The organism is Vibrio sp. R78045, assembly GCF_042466085.1.
Lineage (GTDB): Bacteria > Pseudomonadota > Gammaproteobacteria > Enterobacterales > Vibrionaceae > Vibrio > Vibrio cyclitrophicus.
The window spans coordinates 1,325,973-1,343,786 of sequence record NZ_JAXHBS010000008.1 but is presented as its reverse complement, the minus strand read 5'-3'; the positions used below and the strand labels follow the sequence as shown (position 1 = coordinate 1,343,786).

15 protein-coding genes are annotated in these 17,814 nt (G+C 43.8%); 5 read left to right on the top strand and 10 right to left on the bottom strand.

Annotation, left to right across the window (positions count from 1 at the left end):
- A partial coding sequence (locus tag SJY39_RS08315; RefSeq protein WP_390241681.1) for an Ig-like domain-containing protein occupies positions 1-1,033 on the bottom strand: 1,033 nt, incomplete at its 3' end.
- A 444-nt stretch (positions 1,034-1,477) separates the two neighbouring features.
- Between SJY39_RS08315 and SJY39_RS08310 the strand changes: the two genes are divergently transcribed.
- From SJY39_RS08310 to SJY39_RS08295, 4 genes are all read left to right on the top strand, one after another.
- Positions 1,478-2,743: a TolC family outer membrane protein gene (locus SJY39_RS08310; protein WP_010438562.1), complete on the top strand. Its 1,266-nt coding sequence runs from the start codon at positions 1,478-1,480 to the stop codon at positions 2,741-2,743.
- Positions 2,743-3,360 carry an OmpA family protein gene (locus tag SJY39_RS08305; protein ID WP_010438560.1) on the top strand — a complete coding sequence of 206 codons (618 nt, stop codon included), beginning with the start codon at positions 2,743-2,745 and terminating at the stop codon, positions 3,358-3,360. The genes SJY39_RS08310 and SJY39_RS08305 overlap by 1 nt, the downstream gene beginning before the upstream one ends.
- Positions 3,361-3,495: 135 nt before the next feature.
- Entirely contained in the window at positions 3,496-3,846 is a 351-nt protein-coding gene (locus SJY39_RS08300) for a DUF2750 domain-containing protein (protein WP_010438559.1), read from the top strand.
- Between the two features lie 163 nt (positions 3,847-4,009).
- Positions 4,010-6,043 carry a tetratricopeptide repeat-containing diguanylate cyclase gene (locus SJY39_RS08295; protein WP_029189333.1) on the top strand — a complete coding sequence of 678 codons (2,034 nt, stop codon included), beginning with the start codon at positions 4,010-4,012 and terminating at the stop codon, positions 6,041-6,043.
- On the opposite strand, the gene queC is transcribed toward SJY39_RS08295, so the two are convergent.
- Together queC and queE are read right to left on the bottom strand one after the other, a co-directional pair.
- Complete coding sequence (gene queC, locus SJY39_RS08290; RefSeq protein ID WP_010438554.1) at positions 6,003-6,698, bottom strand: 7-cyano-7-deazaguanine synthase QueC; 696 nt, start codon at positions 6,696-6,698, stop codon at positions 6,003-6,005. The genes SJY39_RS08295 and queC overlap by 41 nt on opposite strands.
- 74 nt (positions 6,699-6,772) lie before the next feature.
- Positions 6,773-7,441, bottom strand: a complete 669-nt coding sequence (gene queE, locus SJY39_RS08285; RefSeq protein ID WP_086028617.1) for a 7-carboxy-7-deazaguanine synthase QueE — start codon at positions 7,439-7,441, stop codon at positions 6,773-6,775.
- 185 nt (positions 7,442-7,626) lie between these two features.
- Between queE and SJY39_RS08280 the strand changes: the two genes are divergently transcribed.
- A complete protein-coding gene (locus tag SJY39_RS08280; protein WP_016768689.1) occupies positions 7,627-8,436 on the top strand; it encodes a Cof-type HAD-IIB family hydrolase in 810 nt (269 codons plus the stop codon).
- A 104-nt stretch (positions 8,437-8,540) separates the two neighbouring features.
- Here SJY39_RS08280 and SJY39_RS08275 read toward each other — a convergent pair whose 3' ends face one another.
- The 7 genes from SJY39_RS08275 to acnD all read right to left on the bottom strand — a co-directional run bounded on the left by SJY39_RS08275 (position 8,541) and on the right by acnD (position 17,758).
- Positions 8,541-9,953, bottom strand: a complete 1,413-nt coding sequence (locus SJY39_RS08275; protein ID WP_016793328.1) for an NUDIX domain-containing protein — start codon at positions 9,951-9,953, stop codon at positions 8,541-8,543.
- A gap of 83 nt (positions 9,954-10,036) precedes the next feature.
- Positions 10,037-10,516: a GNAT family N-acetyltransferase gene (locus tag SJY39_RS08270; protein ID WP_029189209.1), complete on the bottom strand. Its 480-nt coding sequence runs from the start codon at positions 10,514-10,516 to the stop codon at positions 10,037-10,039.
- Positions 10,517-10,701: 185 nt separating this feature from the next.
- On the bottom strand, positions 10,702-11,103 hold the full coding sequence (locus SJY39_RS08265; RefSeq protein ID WP_010438543.1) for a glycine zipper domain-containing protein: 402 nt from the start codon (positions 11,101-11,103) through the stop codon (positions 10,702-10,704).
- A gap of 218 nt (positions 11,104-11,321) precedes the next feature.
- Positions 11,322-11,768, bottom strand: a complete 447-nt coding sequence (locus SJY39_RS08260; protein ID WP_016791890.1) for a hypothetical protein — start codon at positions 11,766-11,768, stop codon at positions 11,322-11,324.
- A 148-nt stretch (positions 11,769-11,916) separates the two neighbouring features.
- Entirely contained in the window at positions 11,917-13,821 is a 1,905-nt protein-coding gene (locus tag SJY39_RS08255; RefSeq protein ID WP_016783927.1) for a propionyl-CoA synthetase, read from the bottom strand.
- A gap of 118 nt (positions 13,822-13,939) precedes the next feature.
- Complete coding sequence (prpF, locus tag SJY39_RS08250; RefSeq protein WP_016793327.1) at positions 13,940-15,112, bottom strand: 2-methylaconitate cis-trans isomerase PrpF; 1,173 nt, start codon at positions 15,110-15,112, stop codon at positions 13,940-13,942.
- A 9-nt stretch (positions 15,113-15,121) separates the two neighbouring features.
- Complete coding sequence (gene acnD, locus SJY39_RS08245) at positions 15,122-17,758, bottom strand: Fe/S-dependent 2-methylisocitrate dehydratase AcnD (protein ID WP_016793326.1); 2,637 nt, start codon at positions 17,756-17,758, stop codon at positions 15,122-15,124.
- Between the last annotated feature and the right edge of the window lie 56 nt (positions 17,759-17,814).

The window sequence follows — 17,814 nt, the reverse complement described above, 5'->3', positions numbered from 1 at the left end:
TAGTGTCAACAACAGGCACCACACCAACGTTAACAGTAATAGTGTCTATGCCGCCGTTTCCATCGGTGACCACAACAGTAAAGCTATCGCTGCCGTTATAGTTCTCGTCTGGGGTGTATGTCCAATTACCATTTTCGTCAACGACTACCGAGCCATTCGATGGCTCTGTGCCTTTGCTAAACGTTAATTGGTCGTTATCCGCGTCTGTTGCAGTGAGTAAGCCACTTACTGGAGTATCTTCATCCGTGGTGACTGAGACATCTTCACCGACAGGTAAGTCATTGACTGGAGTAACGCCGACATTGACGGTTATGGTGTCCGTGCCACCTTGGCCATCGGAGACAACAACCGTAAAGCTATCATCACCGTTGTAGTTTTCATTAGGTGTGTAGGTCCAGTCACCGTTTTCATCGACAACAACAGTTCCGTTTGAGGGATCAGTGGCTTTGGTGAAAGACAGGGAGTCACCGTCTTCGTCTGAAGCTGAAAGGGTTCCGTTTACTGGGGTATCTTCATCGGTTGTAAATGAGAGAGTGTCGCCAGCAGGGTCATTGTTGTTATCAACAAAGGTAGGAGGATTGTTAGGTTGGTCAACCGAACGGAAAGCATCAAGAAGACTCAAGCTTTGAGTACGAGACATTCCCAGCGCTTCAAAGCCCGTCGTTACAAATTCAGTACCTGGAATGGTTTCTTCACCGTCGCGCTCAATAGTCCCGCTACTTACTAGGCTTGAACCACTTTCACCAGCTGCCGTTGCAAATTCTTCGCCTAGCTCCGTCGGATCCTGACCTTCTTCTAAAGCCGCAAAGATATTTGCAATGTCTTGGTCTAGTTCAACTTCACCGCCATCTTCAGGCGAAAAACGCTTGACTGAAATTGGAGATTCAGAGTTTTCGCTCTGGGATTCAAGAATGACATCCCCTGCTTGTAATGGCTGGCCGTCTTCTAGGACTTTAATTGTACCATCTACCGAAACAACAATGCGTTGACCAAGTGCCAATGCACCGCTCGCATTCAATACTGTCATGTCCATATAAACCCCTAAAACTCATTTTTCAATCAAAACGTCAAAATAGTGACATTGTATTTATAATATTAGGTAAAATATAACACCTAACACCATATAATTCATAGTTATGAATGCACATTTTAACAAGGTCGTATACACCATGATGACAATGGTCACACTCATCAATACTTAAAGCGCTCTTAAATTTAATATAAGTTATTGTGCTAACGAAAAATAATTGACATATTAATAGGTGTTCTAAGTGCATTAAAACATCACAATACGCACAGTGATCGGTTAACAAATTTACAACCATTTGCGATCGCCAGTTGTAGCGATCGTAATTTTTTTGGCGGTTCATCTGAATTTTGTATATCATCGTGCAAAATTAAGACTCAGGTGTGACTCATTTTGGAGAGATGCAAATTGAATAGGATTCAAACGACGACCTTAGGGCTAGCTATAGCAATGACCTTTCCAGCTGCGGCACAAACTCTTGAGCAAGCCGTCGCTTTTACGTTGGAAAGCAATCCTGAAATTAAAAGTGCTTATAATGAGTACGTAAGTAAACGTTACGTTAACGATGCTTCTGGCGGTGCTTATCGTCCAAGTATAGATCTAGATGGTGGGATTGGTTATGAGCATACCGATCTAGTGACCAATACAAATTCAACAGATCTGACGCGTAAAGAAGCGACGATTACTTTGACTCAGTTAATTTGGGATGGAGCAAATACTTCCAACGATATTGATCGTACCGCGGCTGATGCAGAATCTGTTCGTTACCAATTACTCTCCAACGCCCAAGATATCGCTCTCGAGGTCACCAAAGTATACCTTGATGCAGTGAAAGCTTATGAAGTCCTCACCCTGTCTGAAAACAACCTGGCAACACACAAGGATATCTATAGAGATATTCGAAAACGTGTCGAATCTGGCATTGGCTCTACAGCAGATATGTCCCAAGTAGAAGCTCGTATTGCGAAAGCTCATGGTAACTTGCTCGCAGCACAAAATAATTTGTTTGATACGCATACTCAATTTAAACGTATTGTTGGACAGTCACCTTTGGGGTTAGTGTTTCCGCGAGCAGACACTGGAGCAATTCCTTACACCGTAGATGGCGCTCTTGCGAAAGCTTTCAACCAACATCCTGTTATTAAAATTGCACAAGCCGATGTGGACTCCGCTAAATTCCAATATAAACAGTCTAAAAGTTCAAATTATCCGACTGTTTCTTTCGAAGCCGCGCAAACCTGGCGTGATGACGCAGGTGGCAACGAAGGGAGTAGTGACGAATTTTCCGCAATGGTCCGCTTGAGATATAACTTGTATAACGGCGGCGCTGATCAAGACCGCGCTGAAAGTGCTGCTTACCAATTAAATAAGGCCAAAGATCTGCGTGAAAGTACATATCGTAATGTAGAAGAGAGCCTACGCTTGTCATGGAGCGCACTTGATTTAACCGTACAACAGAAAGAGTTCTTATCAGATCACGTAGACTCAGCATCAGATACGGTTATCTCTTACGAGAAGCAATACCGCATCGGTAAACGAACACTTCTCGATTTACTTAACACTGAAAATGAGCTCTTTGAAGCTCGTAAAGGCTATTTAGATGCCAAGTACGATGAACAATATGCTAAATACCGGGTCATGAACGCAACCGGTAATTTACTGACAGGTTTACGTGTCGATATCCCCCAAGAATGGAATGAAAAGGTAGAATATTAATGAAGCTGCTAAAAGCTGTATTTCCACTCTGTCTATTGGTTGCTTCTGCCAACATTTTAGCTGAAACAAACGATGAAGAGTTCGAGTATCGAGCGCTCCCAGAGAGCGTACAAAGTTACGATCTAGAAGACGACGACAATGATGGTGTTATCAACGCCCGTGATTTATGTGTTGATACACAGATTGGCGCTGAAATCGATAATGACGGCTGCGGCTCTTATTTCGAGTCAACGGAACAGAAAGAACTTCACATCTTATTTGCCAACAATTCAACAGAAATCAATCCTGTTTTTCTTGGCCAAATTCGTCAAATGGCCGCGTTTTTAAAGCGGTATGAAAGCACAACCATTCGTCTACAAGGCTACGCGAGTAAAGTCGGAAACGCGGCTCACAACTTAGACTTATCGAAAGAACGAGCATCAAATGTAAGGCGAGCCCTAATAAGTAATGGTATACAACCATCTAGAGTGACAATCGTTGGCTACGGGGATACCGTTTCTAATGAAGAGGGAACCAAAATCAACCATGCGCTCAATAGAAAAGTTGTCGCTTCTGTCGCCGGATTCAAAGGCAACATCAAAGAAGAATGGCATATTTTTACAAAAATTGGAAAGTAACCACTCTTAGTTATGCCTCATCTGAAACGTTATCTTTAGGTAGCGTTTCAGTACGCTTATAATTCCTTAAATAGCATATACCTAAGCCGTCTATAATGTTAATCTTGTCACGTTATCAACATAGAGAATTAATCCATGAGCAAACTAACCGCTGATACTCAAGCAAATCTAGAACTTTTCGTTTCTGAAACACAAGAAACTAAACTTGTATGGGGCCTTCGTAACGAAGAAGGTTGGCTAGCATGTGACTCAAGTGAATTCGAAAGCAGCGAAGTGATGCCATTTTGGTCTTCAAAAGAAGATGCTCAGACTCACAACGTTGAAGAGTGGGCTGATTTTGAAGTATTAGAAATCCCACTAGATATCTTTGTAGAAGACTGGCTACTGACTCTTGCTGAAGACGGCGTTCTTGTTGGTACGAACTGGAATGCAACATTAGAAGGCAAAGAGCTTGAACCTTCTGATCTAGCGAAATTGTACATTTAATTTCCAATAGCGGTCGTGCGAATAAGTACGACCGCTATTACCCTGATAACCATCAACAAATCAGAGATACAACTCGCATAAATCACTGTAAGTATCATTCAAAAATTGAAGCAACCTCAAACTAATAATAGAATGTCGTTCTTTATCTGATTGATAGTTCCTCGTGATTCACTCCGTCTTTATTACTTTTCTGCTTTTAACCAGCTTCTATTCTTATGGCCAAGTACCTACATTAGATCGCCATAACAGCTTCCCCGTCAGTGACTCAAACATAAATCTTGATTCTACTCCCAACGCTGACTGGAATGCTCTCTATTTATCCACTTTAACTCGTTCCCCTTCCCGCGCACTGAACATGCTGCAAACACGTTATACGAGCTTAAATCACTATGGAGATAAGCTATACCTTTCTTCATTATTGTACGAATACATGAGTCATCGCTCACAACCATTTTATGGTATTGCTTCAAACAACAGTGAATATCAAGCAATAGAAAAAGCGTTCATTTCAGCGTTAGTAAAAGACAGACAAGGTCACTACGAAGACGCTCAACAGGGCTTTTTGACGCTACTCACTAAGATGCAATCACGCAATGATATAACGGGGCGTGCACTGTTGAAGTACCAACTGTGTCGCTCTCTCAATGAACAAGCCAAATATCACCAAGCTAACTATTACTGTTCTGCACTTCAGAGCGATTTTCAAAACCTCGTTGACCCAGTATTACCCAAATTCGTGACATATCGAGTCATCGCCAACAACCACCATTTTCGTAGTGACTATCAAGCAGCGTTAAATACTTATCTGTCTTTGATCAAAGTATTCCCACAAGGGCATGATATATCGGGCATTTATAACGATGTTGGCAATCTGCTCAAAGAACTAAAACAATATGAAAAATCAGAACAATACCTCAAAGAAGCACTCATACTAAGAGCCGATACTTCTGCTCTAATGAAAGCTCAAGTGCACCATAGCTTAGCCGAACTGTATTTAAGTCAAAGCCAAAGTAACCTAGCAATTAAGCACTTTCAAAAAGCGAGGACAATGCTAAGCGCATCTCCCCATAACTATGGCATCGCTTTGACAAACTTAGGCTTGGGAAAAGCCTACACACAAACACATGATTATGAGTTAGCAAAAACCTATTTGGTTGAGTCTCTTTCTGCCTCTAATGAACTTAACAATAACGTTATTCGTATCAACGCTTATTTGGCATTAAGTGACATGTTCGAAGAACAACAGCTGACAACTGAAGCGCTAAACTACGCACAGCAAGCGTTGGAGTTAGCTGAGCAGGTCACAAGACTTAAATACGTCGCCCAAGCTCTTCTTCAGCTTTCTGATATTCACCAGTCACTCAATGGTTACCAACAGGCTTTTTATTACTATCAGAGACACTCAGCAATACAATTAAAGGCCAGAGATATTGATAACAGGTTAGCTTTTGAGGCTCTTGACCTTACTCATGCCAAATATGAGCAAGAACTGAAGAATTCTTTCCTAACACACCAGACAAAACTCGATCGCCTTCGAATTGAAAAGATGGAGCACCAAAGGTGGATGTACAACATCATCATGTTTGTATTACTCTGCGCTGCCAGCTTTACGGTATTGGCAAACAAGACCATCCGAGCGAGAGCCGCGATTGACGCAATGACCAAAGCTTACAACAGGACCGAAATAATACGCAGGATCAAGCGAGTTAGACATTGCCAAAAAAACAAAAAACAACACGTACTCGTTTTACTGGATTTAGATAAATTTAAAGAGATTAATGATGAGCATGGCCACCCAACGGGTGACATAGCACTTGTTCATGTCAGTAACCAAATAAGAAAGCATTTAGTAAAAGGTGAGTTATTTGGACGTTTGGGCGGCGAAGAATTTCTTATTATGCTGACCGATACCAAGCCGTCTGAGGTCCGTGAACGCGTTGAAGAACTGCATTATGCAATATCAAACAGTATTTTCCTGTCAGAAAGCAAAAAGCCACTTAATGTAACCGCGAGTTTTGCTTATCTAGCAACCTCAAACGCACTAAGTGACTTTGATGATCTCTACTCTGTTCTTGACCAAGCATTGTATCAAGCAAAGAGTAATGGTCGAAACTGTATCATTGACGCTTATAACGAACCAATTGACATACCTGAAGCTATTTATACTCAGTCTGTTTACGAACCAACTCAGTCATAATACTTTGACGGTCAACTAAGTAATCGTTAAGGCCGGCCTTTCGTAGTTCACATGCTGGGCAATCACCACAGCCATCACCGATAATACCGTTGTAGCAGGTCAGTGTTTTGTTTCTAACAAGTTCGAGAGCTGAGTACTGATCTGCCAACGCCCATGTTTCAGCTTTGTTCAGCCACATCAGTGGTGTTTTGATATCAAGCTTCTTATCCATGCCTTGCACAAGCGCAGAATTCATCGCTTTTACAAAATCATTACGGCAATCAGGATAGCCAGAGAAATCTGTTTCACACACACCAGTAATCACAGTTTCAGATCCGATCTGGTATGCATAAATACCCGCCAATGTTAAGAACAGAATATTACGACCAGGAACAAAAGAGTTCGGCAATCCATTCTCTTGTAGCTCATGTGATACAGGGATATCGTCACGAGTCAGAGAGCTAATAGCCAACTCATTTAGCAGCGTCACATCCATCACTTTATGCGCTTTCACACCAAGCTCTTTCGATAATGACTGAGCGACTTCGATCTCTAACTTATGGCGCTGACCATAATCAAAAGTAATCGCATGAACTTCATCATACTCTGTTAGTGCCTGAACAAGACATGTAGTTGAGTCTTGACCACCACTGAATACTACAACTGCTTTTTTCATTTCCATACCTATCTAAAACTGGCGAACTATCATAAATGGGAAAACTGTCCGCAAACACGCAAACTGCTGACCAACTAAGCGATACTCAAATACTTATGAGTTTGGATTGATAAGCGCCAATTGCGCTCAATGCAGGTATCAATACAAAGTTGTGTTGCGCGTTCTTTTTGACTAATTGGTTGCAGAGCGACGACCGTTTCACTCGAAACATCCGCTCGCTCCAATAAACCGTCAAGCTGTTCAATGTCTTTGCCTGTACCCACTGGATGCTTAATTTCATTAGCACGTTGTAAGGCACTATCTAAAATATCCAGTTTCGCTTTCATCGCCACTTTTGGTGACACCGTAACCCAAGTGTCAAGTGTCACTTTAACTTCTGATGTTCCACTAGTCTCAATCTGACAACGACAACCATGCTGCTCAAATGCTTTAGTAAGCGGGACAAGATCGTAAATACACGGCTCACCACCAGTAATCACAATGTGCTTCGCAGTGTAACCTTGCTTGATGTATTCATTCACAATTCCTTGAGCATCAATTGCTGACCAAGTTGGTGAATCCTCTGTCTTCACCATGATATCGCCAAGGCTGGTTTCATCTTCAGGTAATGCTTCCCAAGTCTGTTTCGTGTCACACCAAGAACAACCTACTGGGCAAACTTGTAGACGAACAAAAACAGCCGGAACGCCAGTAAACACGCCCTCACCCTGGATGGTTTCAAACATTTCATTAATCTTGTACAACTTTTCCTCAGCTCAATCATTTGGTCAAATAAATCAACCGCAGACCTTAAAGCACTTACCCCCTTTGGTCAAACAAATGAGTACTGATAAATGAGTTGATCAAAGCCCTAGCCTGAAGTTTCAAGTTCCCTTATCCTTTCATCCATTAGATTTGGTTAACTTTTAATTTTTTGGTAAGGAAAAACATGTACAAACTGATTGCTCTTGATATGGATGGCACACTACTCAACAGTGAAAAAGTGATTTCTCAAGAGAACAAAGACGCGATCGCTAAAGCACGAGCTGCAGGAGTAAAAGTGGTTCTCGCTTCTGGTCGACCTTTAGAAGGTATGCAAAGCAAATTAGACGAGCTTTCAATTAACGGCGAAGATGACTTTGTACTCTTTTACAACGGCTCTATGGTACAGAACGTTTCTACAAAAGAGATCATTCACAGTGAGATCAGCAACGGTAAGGCTGCAAAAGAGATCACAGCACTAGCTGAACAGCTTGGTGGTTATGTTCATGCATTCAGCAAGGTTCACGGCTTAATCACACCTGAAAACAATGAGTTCACCGCTATTGAAGCACGTATTAACGGCTTAGAGATTACCGAGTTCGATTTTTCTCAACTAGAAGATGACCACGAAATCATCAAGACCATGATTGTCGCGGAACCAAGCAAGCTGACTGAAATCATCGGCAAGCTGCCACAAGAGCTTAAGACTCAGTTTACTATCGTACAAAGTGCACCATTCTTCTTAGAGTTCCTAAACCCAAAATCAAACAAGGGTGTCGGTATTGAAGCGATAGCGAAACACTTAGGCATTAAATCGGAAGAAGTAATCTGCATGGGTGATGCTGAAAACGATCACCATATGCTTGAATACGCAGGCCTTGGCATTGCAATGGACAACGCAATGGAAGAAACCAAGAAACTGGCGGATCACATCACAGCAAGCAACGACGACCATGGTGTAGCGGTCGCGATTGAGAAGTTTATCTTCAACTCGTAAGCACTAGATAGAGCCCTCTACTTTATCTAACTCACCTAAAATACATTGATATAAATAAGGCTGTGCATTGCACAGCCTTCTTTTTACATGAATCGTTCTACTTATTATTTTCTAGCCCAAGGCAGACGAAATGCCACCACACCAAACAAAATCAAGATTGGGAAACGTAACGTTTCAATAATAAATGAAGCAATACCACTGAAAGAGACAAAGCTTCCTGCCCAGCTAATCAGCAGATTTCCCGCTAACAACATAGCCATCACTCCAAGAACGATCTTGAATGAGAACTGACCGACCAAAGGTTTCGAGTCTGTTAACGTCACTAGGCATGCAATCGTCATCAAAATCGCCACCCAGAATGAGAATGTTGGCAATGGCCATATCACAGTGAGAACAACCGACAGTAAGCACAATGCCCACCAAACACCTTTAGAACTTAATAAGGCACTGATATCTACATCCGGTTTCGCGTCTAATCTCACGATATGCCACGTCGTTAATGCACCTAATACTCCACCCATTAATACATCACTAAAAAACGCACTACCTGAATAAGACTTAAACAGCATGATCCACAGCAGGCCAGCAAGCACTATCAGAATAGCTTTTTGCTCCAAGAGGCGATTTAGTTTCCAAAAGACTAACAAGGTTAAACTTACCCATAACGCAGCTAATAGACTTGGGAAACTATACCCACTACTCATCACCAGTTTCAATGTTGGCAAGTAAGCGTGTGGACGTGGAAAACCAAAACCTTGATGTGCAATCAAAGTAAGCAGTGTCACCGAGATCAAAGTGAAGCCAAACTTCAACGCGAAGTTACGGCCAAAGTACCAAGCAATTAGTGGCAATATCACAATGAAAACCCATGGCTTCGCTAACAAATCGGTCAATAGCACCGTACTAGAAAACGCGCTCGGTATGATGTCGAATATATTTTGAAGTGAAACGATCCAACCTAATTCTAGTTGATGGACTTTAGGTGCCGCGCCCACCAGCTCAGTCACATACGTCACCGGTTGGTCCGTCGCGGATAAAAACAGCTCGTTAATCTCAGACCACTGTTCTGGATAGCGGTACTGATGATCTTGCAATTCAGTAGGAGGAAGTAACATCGCTCGGCTGACTTCCACGCCGTAATGAGGCGCAAACCAAATCGGCAGCTCAAAGCCACCCAACTCATTTCGAGCTTTGTAGCTGATCACTTCAGAATCGGAGATACAATCAAACACGACGGCACTGTAGGTATAACCCAGCACATCACCGACCGTTACCGACAAACCCGCCTCTTCCCATGTTTCACGCTGCGCTGCTACGGCTGGCGATTCACCAGCAACGACAGTACCACCCGGAAGAGACAAATGACCTGTGATCAATTCGTCAACTAAAACGATTTGGTTATCAGCACGTACTACACACAAAGCGCCCGCAATATGGTCAGGCAAAGTGTTATTAGCCCATGCGGATGTAGCACTCAAAAGAGATAAAATAAAAACGAATAAATGTCGAATAATCAACGAATTTACCTAAAATAAAAGAAGAAGTTTAAGACTGCTAATGCATCACGTCTATTGTAATCAAAGCGGCACAAAATCGCTGTCTATGTTTTGCGCAGAGACTTCCTCATCCATTGAATGTGAGGAGTGAACCCCATTTTTTGATAGAAGTGCTTGGCAGGCGAATTAAAGTCCCAAACCTCTACAAAGACTTGTTCAACACCGTAATCATCAAAAGTAGCTTCAACTTTGCTAAACAACTTTTCAGCAATCGATTCTTTGCGATAATCAGGCAAGACAAACAGTTCATCTACACTCCCCATCGGCACTGGTTTACTTACCGTTGAGATAAGCTCACAAAAATGCCCAGAGATAAAGCCAACAATCAGCTCGCCTTTTAATGCCACGTAGACTAAGCATTCAGGATCATCCAAGTAACGTGCAATGCTTTTTTCCTGCTCAATCTCTTCTGCCGTTTTAAAGTGCTCTGGGCTAGCGAGGTGATGGTGATGGTGGAGATCGAACATTAACTCGTTAAGATGTTCCAAATCCGTGTGCTTTGCGGCCCTTAAGGTGACATTCATGACTATTGTGCTTCTCAAACCAAATTAATATTTAAACTGAGTCTAGTTTACTTGCCGCGAGTATCTATACAAGTTATTGAATTAATTCATTGTTTGAAGTGCGTATTTTAGATACAAAAACGGCCACATTACGTGGCCATTCTGTTTAAATAATTTAGAATTAAACGAATATCTAGGCTTTAGCTTTATGCGCCGTTATCTTCTTTCTCTTCTTTGAGTTCAGCAAGCTGTTGTTCTAGTTCGATAAGTTTAATTTCAGCCTCAACTTCAGCAACTCGCTTTTCAGCATCGGTGCGATTATCTTGTGCTAAGCCATCAGCAGTCACTTGAGTTCTTTGAGCATTTCTTGCGTCATCCGTATCTTTCATCGAACCAGCTACGCCACCTGTCACACCTCCTAGTGCTGCACCTTTAACCGCTAGGCTTGCATCTCCTGTCAACGCTCCAGCCGTTGCTCCTAGTAAGGCACCACCAATAGCACCACGATTACGCGCTGCATTTTCATTTTCGTTATCAGTGGCAGGAGATGCACAGCCAGAAAGAGTCACAATCAGTGTCGCTAAAAGAAAAGGTTTAGTGAATGTCATAGGTGTCTCGCTTTGGTTTCGTTTGGAATGAAGTCATCTTAAACAGAACACCTAACAACATAAATAAAGACCAGTTTAGATAATATATAACGGTTGATTATGTATTAGTCGCTCAACACTTCAGGATTGGGAAACATTTGATTTATTAGTCACTCCGCAAAAACAAAAAGACGATCAGTAGGGCCGTCTCAATAACTCTTGTGACTGGGTGGTAAGCGTTAGCTCCTCGACCAAAATTTCTGAATATTTTCTGCGCTTGGAGGCGGTCTTACACCACAATCTCGATAGTGATTTTTATCACCAATCCCCAGTATTTTACCATTTCGTTCATCAATCATCGCAGCCACTTTAACACCGTCTCCAATATGCCGAGTCAACACGACAATTTCACTCGCTCTTTCAGATCTTACAGCGCCTAGGATTTGATATTCGTAGCGACCTTTCCTTGAATTAACGATCATCTTCGAGTTAATAGGGTCGGCTTCATACCCCACGCCCATATCAAAAACCGCTTGATAGAGATCGACGCCAGTCTTGGACACACATTTAAATATCTTGGGATGACTCAATGGCTCTAACAACACTCTACTCGCTTCATCCTTTGAAATACTGTCACTAGCAGCACCACTGACCAGTAAAGCAATCAATAAAAAGTAAACTCGCATAAAAAAGACCTCAATATGTGGGGTTCATAATGAGGTCATAGTAGACGCAATGGATAAGCGGATGAAGAAAGTAGAGTTTAGGTAAACCATCACGCTGGGTTATGCATAAATCAACAAGCCGAAGATCAAATTGCCCAAACAGCTAAGCCTATTTACCGAGCTTTTCAGCAATTTCAGTTAAGCTGGTAGGGTCGTCAATCGTCGAAGGTACCACGTACTGTTCACCTTCTGCGATCTGTCGAATAGTTCTACGCAAGATCTTACCTGAACGAGTTTTCGGTAATCTCTCTACCACTAAAGCTTGTTTGAAACAGGCAACAGCGCCGATTTCGTTACGAACCTTACCAACCAGTTCGGCTTGTAGCTCAATGCCATCTACTTTTATTCCGTCCTTTAACACAACTAAGCCAAGCGGTAGCTGCCCTTTCAAGTCATCATGAATACCGACAACGGCACATTCTGCAATCGCGGGGTGACCACCAACGATCTCTTCCATTTCCCCAGTAGACAAGCGATGCCCTGCAACGTTGATCACATCATCAATGCGCCCCATGATAAACAAATATCCCTCATCATCGAGGTAGCCGCCATCACCGGAGACATAGTAACCCGGGAATTGGCTCAGATAGCCGGATTCAAATCGATCATGATTACGCCATACCGTGGGTAGACACCCGGGTGGCAACGGGCGTTTGAGCGCCACAAAACCTTGTTGATTGGGCAGAGCAAGCTCACCTAATTCATTAAGAATTTCTACTTGGTAACCGGGTACTGGCTTGGTTGAAGAACCCGCTTTTACAGGCAAAGATTCAAGCCCTGTCGGATTTGCAGAAATAGCCCAACCCGTTTCGGTTTGCCACCAGTGATCGATAACCGGTTTATTGGTATGAGACTCGACCCAATCCAATGTTGGCGGGTCCAAACGCTCTCCTGCCATAAAAATCGACTTGAGCGATGATAAGTCATATTTGGTAAGTAACTCGCCTTCGGGATCTTCTTTCTTGATTGCTCTAAATGCTGTAGGTGCAGAAAACAACACGTCCACTTTGTACTCTTCACACACACGCCAAAACGCTCCTGGATCGGGTGTTCTCACCGGCTTACCTTCAAACAGAATAGAGGTGCAACCGTGAATCAGTGGCGCATACACAATATAGGAATGCCCAACCACCCAACCCACGTCAGATGCCGCCCAAAAAACACCATCTTGCGGCATATCGTAGATAGTGCTCATCGAGTACTTCATCGCGACCGCGTGACCACCATTATCACGGACTACGCCTTTCGGCTTACCGGTGGTTCCCGATGTATAGAGGATATATAAAGGATCGGTTGCCAAAACGGGAACGCAGCTATGTGGCAGAGAATCCGCAACGGCCTGCTGCCAGAGTACATCTCTATCTTGGTTCAGTTCAGCCAGGCATTGCTCTCTTTGGAATAGCACGACTTTTTCTGGTTTCCAACGGCTGTCCATGATCGCTCTGTCGACCATTGGCTTATATGGCAGAACCTTGTTTATCTCGATCCCACAAGACGCTGTAATCAACACTTTTGGTTCAGCATCTTCGATACGAACTGCTAATTCATGAGGGGCAAAGCCACCAAACACCACTGAGTGCACCGCACCGAGTCGAGCACAGGCCAGCATGGCCATAGCCGCTTCCGGAATCATTGGCATATAAATCACCACACGATCGCCTTTGGTCACGCCCTGTGTTGCCAACATGCCTGCGACTTTTGCCACTTGGTCACGTAATTTGTTGTAAGTGTAAGACGACTGAGTACCCGTTACAGGCGAGTCGTAAATCAACGCCACTTTATCACCGCGACCATTTTCACAATGATAATCCAGCGCCAACCAACACGTATTCATCACCCCATCAGGAAACCAACGTTCAATACCGTTATCATCAGTTTGTAATATCGTTTTCGGTGACTCAAACCAATCTATCGCTTGTGATTGTGTTTCCCAAAACGAATTAGGGTCTTCCCTCGCCCATTGGTACTCGGTAATGTAGTCTGTTTTTCTGTTCATTTGATTCGTAGCAGACATAGTGCCTCCTCCATGCTTTATCCATTTGTCCAAGCGACTAGCTTTTAGCAGTGTCACTTGGGTGCACTCTTTTCTCAGCGTTGTGTTCGTGAATATTTAACCGTTCACGACAATTGCTTTACTTAGGAAAAGGCACACGGATGGCACCTTCCATGATCACTCGGGCACTGCGACTCATTATCGCCCTTTCTATTTTCCACCCACTTTCCGTCTGAATAGCTTTAGCACCCACTTTTAAGGTTCCTGATGGATGACCAAAGGTCACAAAATCACGGGAACCCTCACCGGCTGCCAAGTTCACTAACGTACCCGGAACACTCGCCGCTGAAGCAATGGCGACTGCAGCTGTGCCCATCATGGCGTGATGCAGTTGCCCCATAGACAAAGCTCGCACCAGAAGGTCGGTATCGTCAGCTAATACCGATTTACCACTTGAAGCTTGATACGCTTGAGGCTTAGCAACAAACGCGACTTTCGGTGTGTGTTGGCGTGATTCCGCTTGTTCTAAAGAATCAATCAGCCCCATCGCAACCGCGCCATATGCTCGGATGGATTCAAAAAGTGCCAAGGCTTTTGAATCGCTATTAATATCGGATTGAAGTTCAGTTCCACAATAGCCAACAGATTTTGCATCAACAAAGATGGTCGGAATCCCTGCATTGATATAGGTTGCTTTGATACACCCCAATTCAGGGACATCTAAGAAATCGACCACATTTCCAGTTGGAAACATTGAGCCATTACCATCGGCAGGATCTAAGAAATCGACTCGTATTTCTGCCGCAGGAAAAGTCACGCCATCAAGCTCAAAGTCACCTAACTCTTGGACTTCACCATTGGTGATAGGCACATGAACAATAATGGTTTTTTGGATGTTCACTTGCCATACTCGCACCTCAACAACACCGTTTTCAGGGATACGAGTCAAGTCAACCAAGCCACTATGAATAGCGAACGGACCGACCGCTGCAGACAAGTTCCCACAGTTACCACTCCAATCGACAAACGGCTTGTCTATCGCAACTTGGCCGAATAGGTAGTCAACATCGTGATCGGCTTTACTGCTTTTCGAAACAATCACGGTTTTACTGGTACTCGATGTTGCACCACCCATACCATCGGTTTGTTTACCATAAGGGTCTGGACTGCCAATCACTCTCAACAACAATGTATCTCTCGCTTCTCCAGCAACTTGCGCAGATTGAGGTAAATCACTTAGATTGAAGAAAACCCCTTTGCTCGTGCCTCCTCGCATATAAGTTGCAGGCACTTTGATCTGTTTGTTTGGCATATCAAGCTCCTACTGTGCAAGAAAGTCTTTGGCAAAACGCTGCAATACACCACCAGCGCTGTACACGTTCACTTCGTCTGCGGTGTCTAGTCGGCAGGTCACGGGAACATCAAGCTTTTTGCCGTTTTTACGAGTGATGACTAGAGCCAAATCAGAACCTGCTTCAATGTCGCCGTACACGTCGTAAAGCTCGGTGCCATCCAACTCTAAGGTATTGCGATTCGTTCCTACTTTGAACTGCAGAGGTAATACACCCATGCCAACCAAGTTGGTTCTGTGAATTCGTTCAAAGCCTTCGGCAACAATCACTTCAACACCCGCTAAACGCACACCTTTGGCTGCCCAGTCACGTGATGAACCTTGTCCATAATCGGCACCAGCAACAACAATCAAAGGTTGTTTACGGTTCATGTAGGTTTCTATCGCTTCCCACATTCGCGTAACTTGACCTTCAGGTTCAACTCTTGCTAATGAACCTTGCACGACTTCTCCAGCGTCCTTCACCATTTCGTTAAACAGCTTAGGGTTGGCGAATGTTGCTCGTTGCGCGGTTAAGTGATCGCCTCGATGGGTCGCATAAGAGTTAAAGTCCTCTTCTGGCACTTCCATTTGGGTTAGATACTCTCCCGCCGCGCTAGACGCCAGAATCGCATTGGAAGGCGATAAGTGATCGGTAGTAATGTTGTCACCAAGAATGGCTAACGGCCTCATACCAGATAGGCTTCGCTCTCCCGCCAGAGCTCCTTCCCAATAAGGTGGTCTGCGAATATAGGTACTTTGAGGTCGCCAGTCATAAAGCGGTTCAGTAGTCACCTGTTCTTCGTCTGGCTGGAACATTTTCACGTAGATTTGTTGGAATTGCTGAGGTTTAACATGCTCACCGACAACGGCATCGATCTCGGCATCACTCGGCCATAAATCACTTAAGTAGATTGGCTTACCCTTGTTGTCGGTGCCTAAGCTGTCTTTCTCAATATCAAAGCGTATTGTGCCCGCTAAGGCATAAGCAACAACCAATGGCGGTGAGGCTAAAAACGCTTGTTTAGCATAAGGATGAATTCGACCATCGAAATTTCGATTCCCAGATAACACAGCGGTTGAGTACAGGTCGCGGTCGATGATCTCTTGTTGGATTTTAGGATCTAACGCCCCGCTCATCCCGTTACAGGTCGTACACGCATAACCCACGATACCGAAGCCTAATTGTTCAAGTTCGGGAAGCAAACCTGCGGACTCAAGATAGAGCTTGGCAACTTTAGAGCCTGGAGCAAATGACGTTTTTACCCATGGCTTACGAACTAATCCAAGCTGATTGGCTTTCTTAGCCACCAATGCTGCGGCGACTACGTTTCTTGGATTACTGGTGTTTGTACAAGAAGTAATTGCAGCAATAATCACAGCACCATCGGGCATTTGTTCATCGCTATATTTCGCCGAATGTTGTTCTTTCCACGATGATTGGCTAATGCCTTGTTTGGCAAGTTCACTGGTTGGTAAACGACGATGGGGATTGGATGGCCCTGCAAGGTTGCGCTCAACTTTAGACAAATCAAACTCAAGCACACGTTCGTATTGAGCGGAATCTAAATCATCGGCCCATAAGCCAGTTTGCTTAGCGTATAGCTCAACTAACTCAACCTGTTCAGGCTCGCGTCCTGTCAGCTTTAGGTATTGTATGGTCTGTTCATCGATATAGAACATACCTGCTGTCGCGCCGTATTCTGGTGTCATATTCGATATAGTGGCGCGGTCGCCAATAGTCAGTGCACGAGCACCTTCACCAAAGAACTCTAAGTAACTAGAAACCACTTTTTCATTTCGAAGGAACTCAGTAATCGCAAGCACAATATCCGTTGCGGTTATCCCTTCTTGTCGTTGCCCCGTCAGTTTAACGCCCACGATGTCTGGCAAACGCATCATCGACGGACGACCGAGCATCACAGTCTCAGCTTCCAAGCCGCCCACACCAATCGCAATAACACCCAGAGCATCAACATGAGGAGTATGACTGTCGGTGCCGACACAGGTATCAGGAAACGCGATGCCTTCTTTAGATTGAATCACTGGAGACATTTTCTCCAAGTTAATCTGGTGCATAATTCCATTACCCGCAGGAATCACACTCACGTTTTTAAACGCGGTTTTACACCATTCAATAAAATGAAAACGGTCTTCATTTCTGCGTTCTTCAATCGCACGGTTTTTATCAAAAGCTTCACTATCAAAGCCTGCATGTTCCACGGCTAAAGAGTGATCAACAATCAGTTGGGTTTCGACAACGGGGTTCACCTTGGCAGGGTCTCCGCCTTGGTCGGCAATCGCGTCTCTTAATCCAGCCAAATCTACTAGGGCTGTTTGACCAAGAATGTCATGACACACCACACGCGCAGGATACCAAGGGAAATCAAGGTCACTCTTGCGTTCAATGATCTGTTTTAAGCTGTCTTCAAGGGTTTCAGGATCACAGCGTCTTACTAATTGCTCTGCCAATACTCTCGACGTATAAGGCAAGGTTTTATAACTGCCCGGAGAGATCGCTTCTACCGCTTCGCAAGCATCGAAATACTCTAAATGAGTTCCGGGTAAAAGTTTCCGGTACTGATTTTTATCAAGGTACTGAGCTTGTTCAAGTTTTACATCAGACATACATCCACCATTATCTGTTAAATTCTATTCGTTGGTTCTTGAGGCCTTGTCGTATG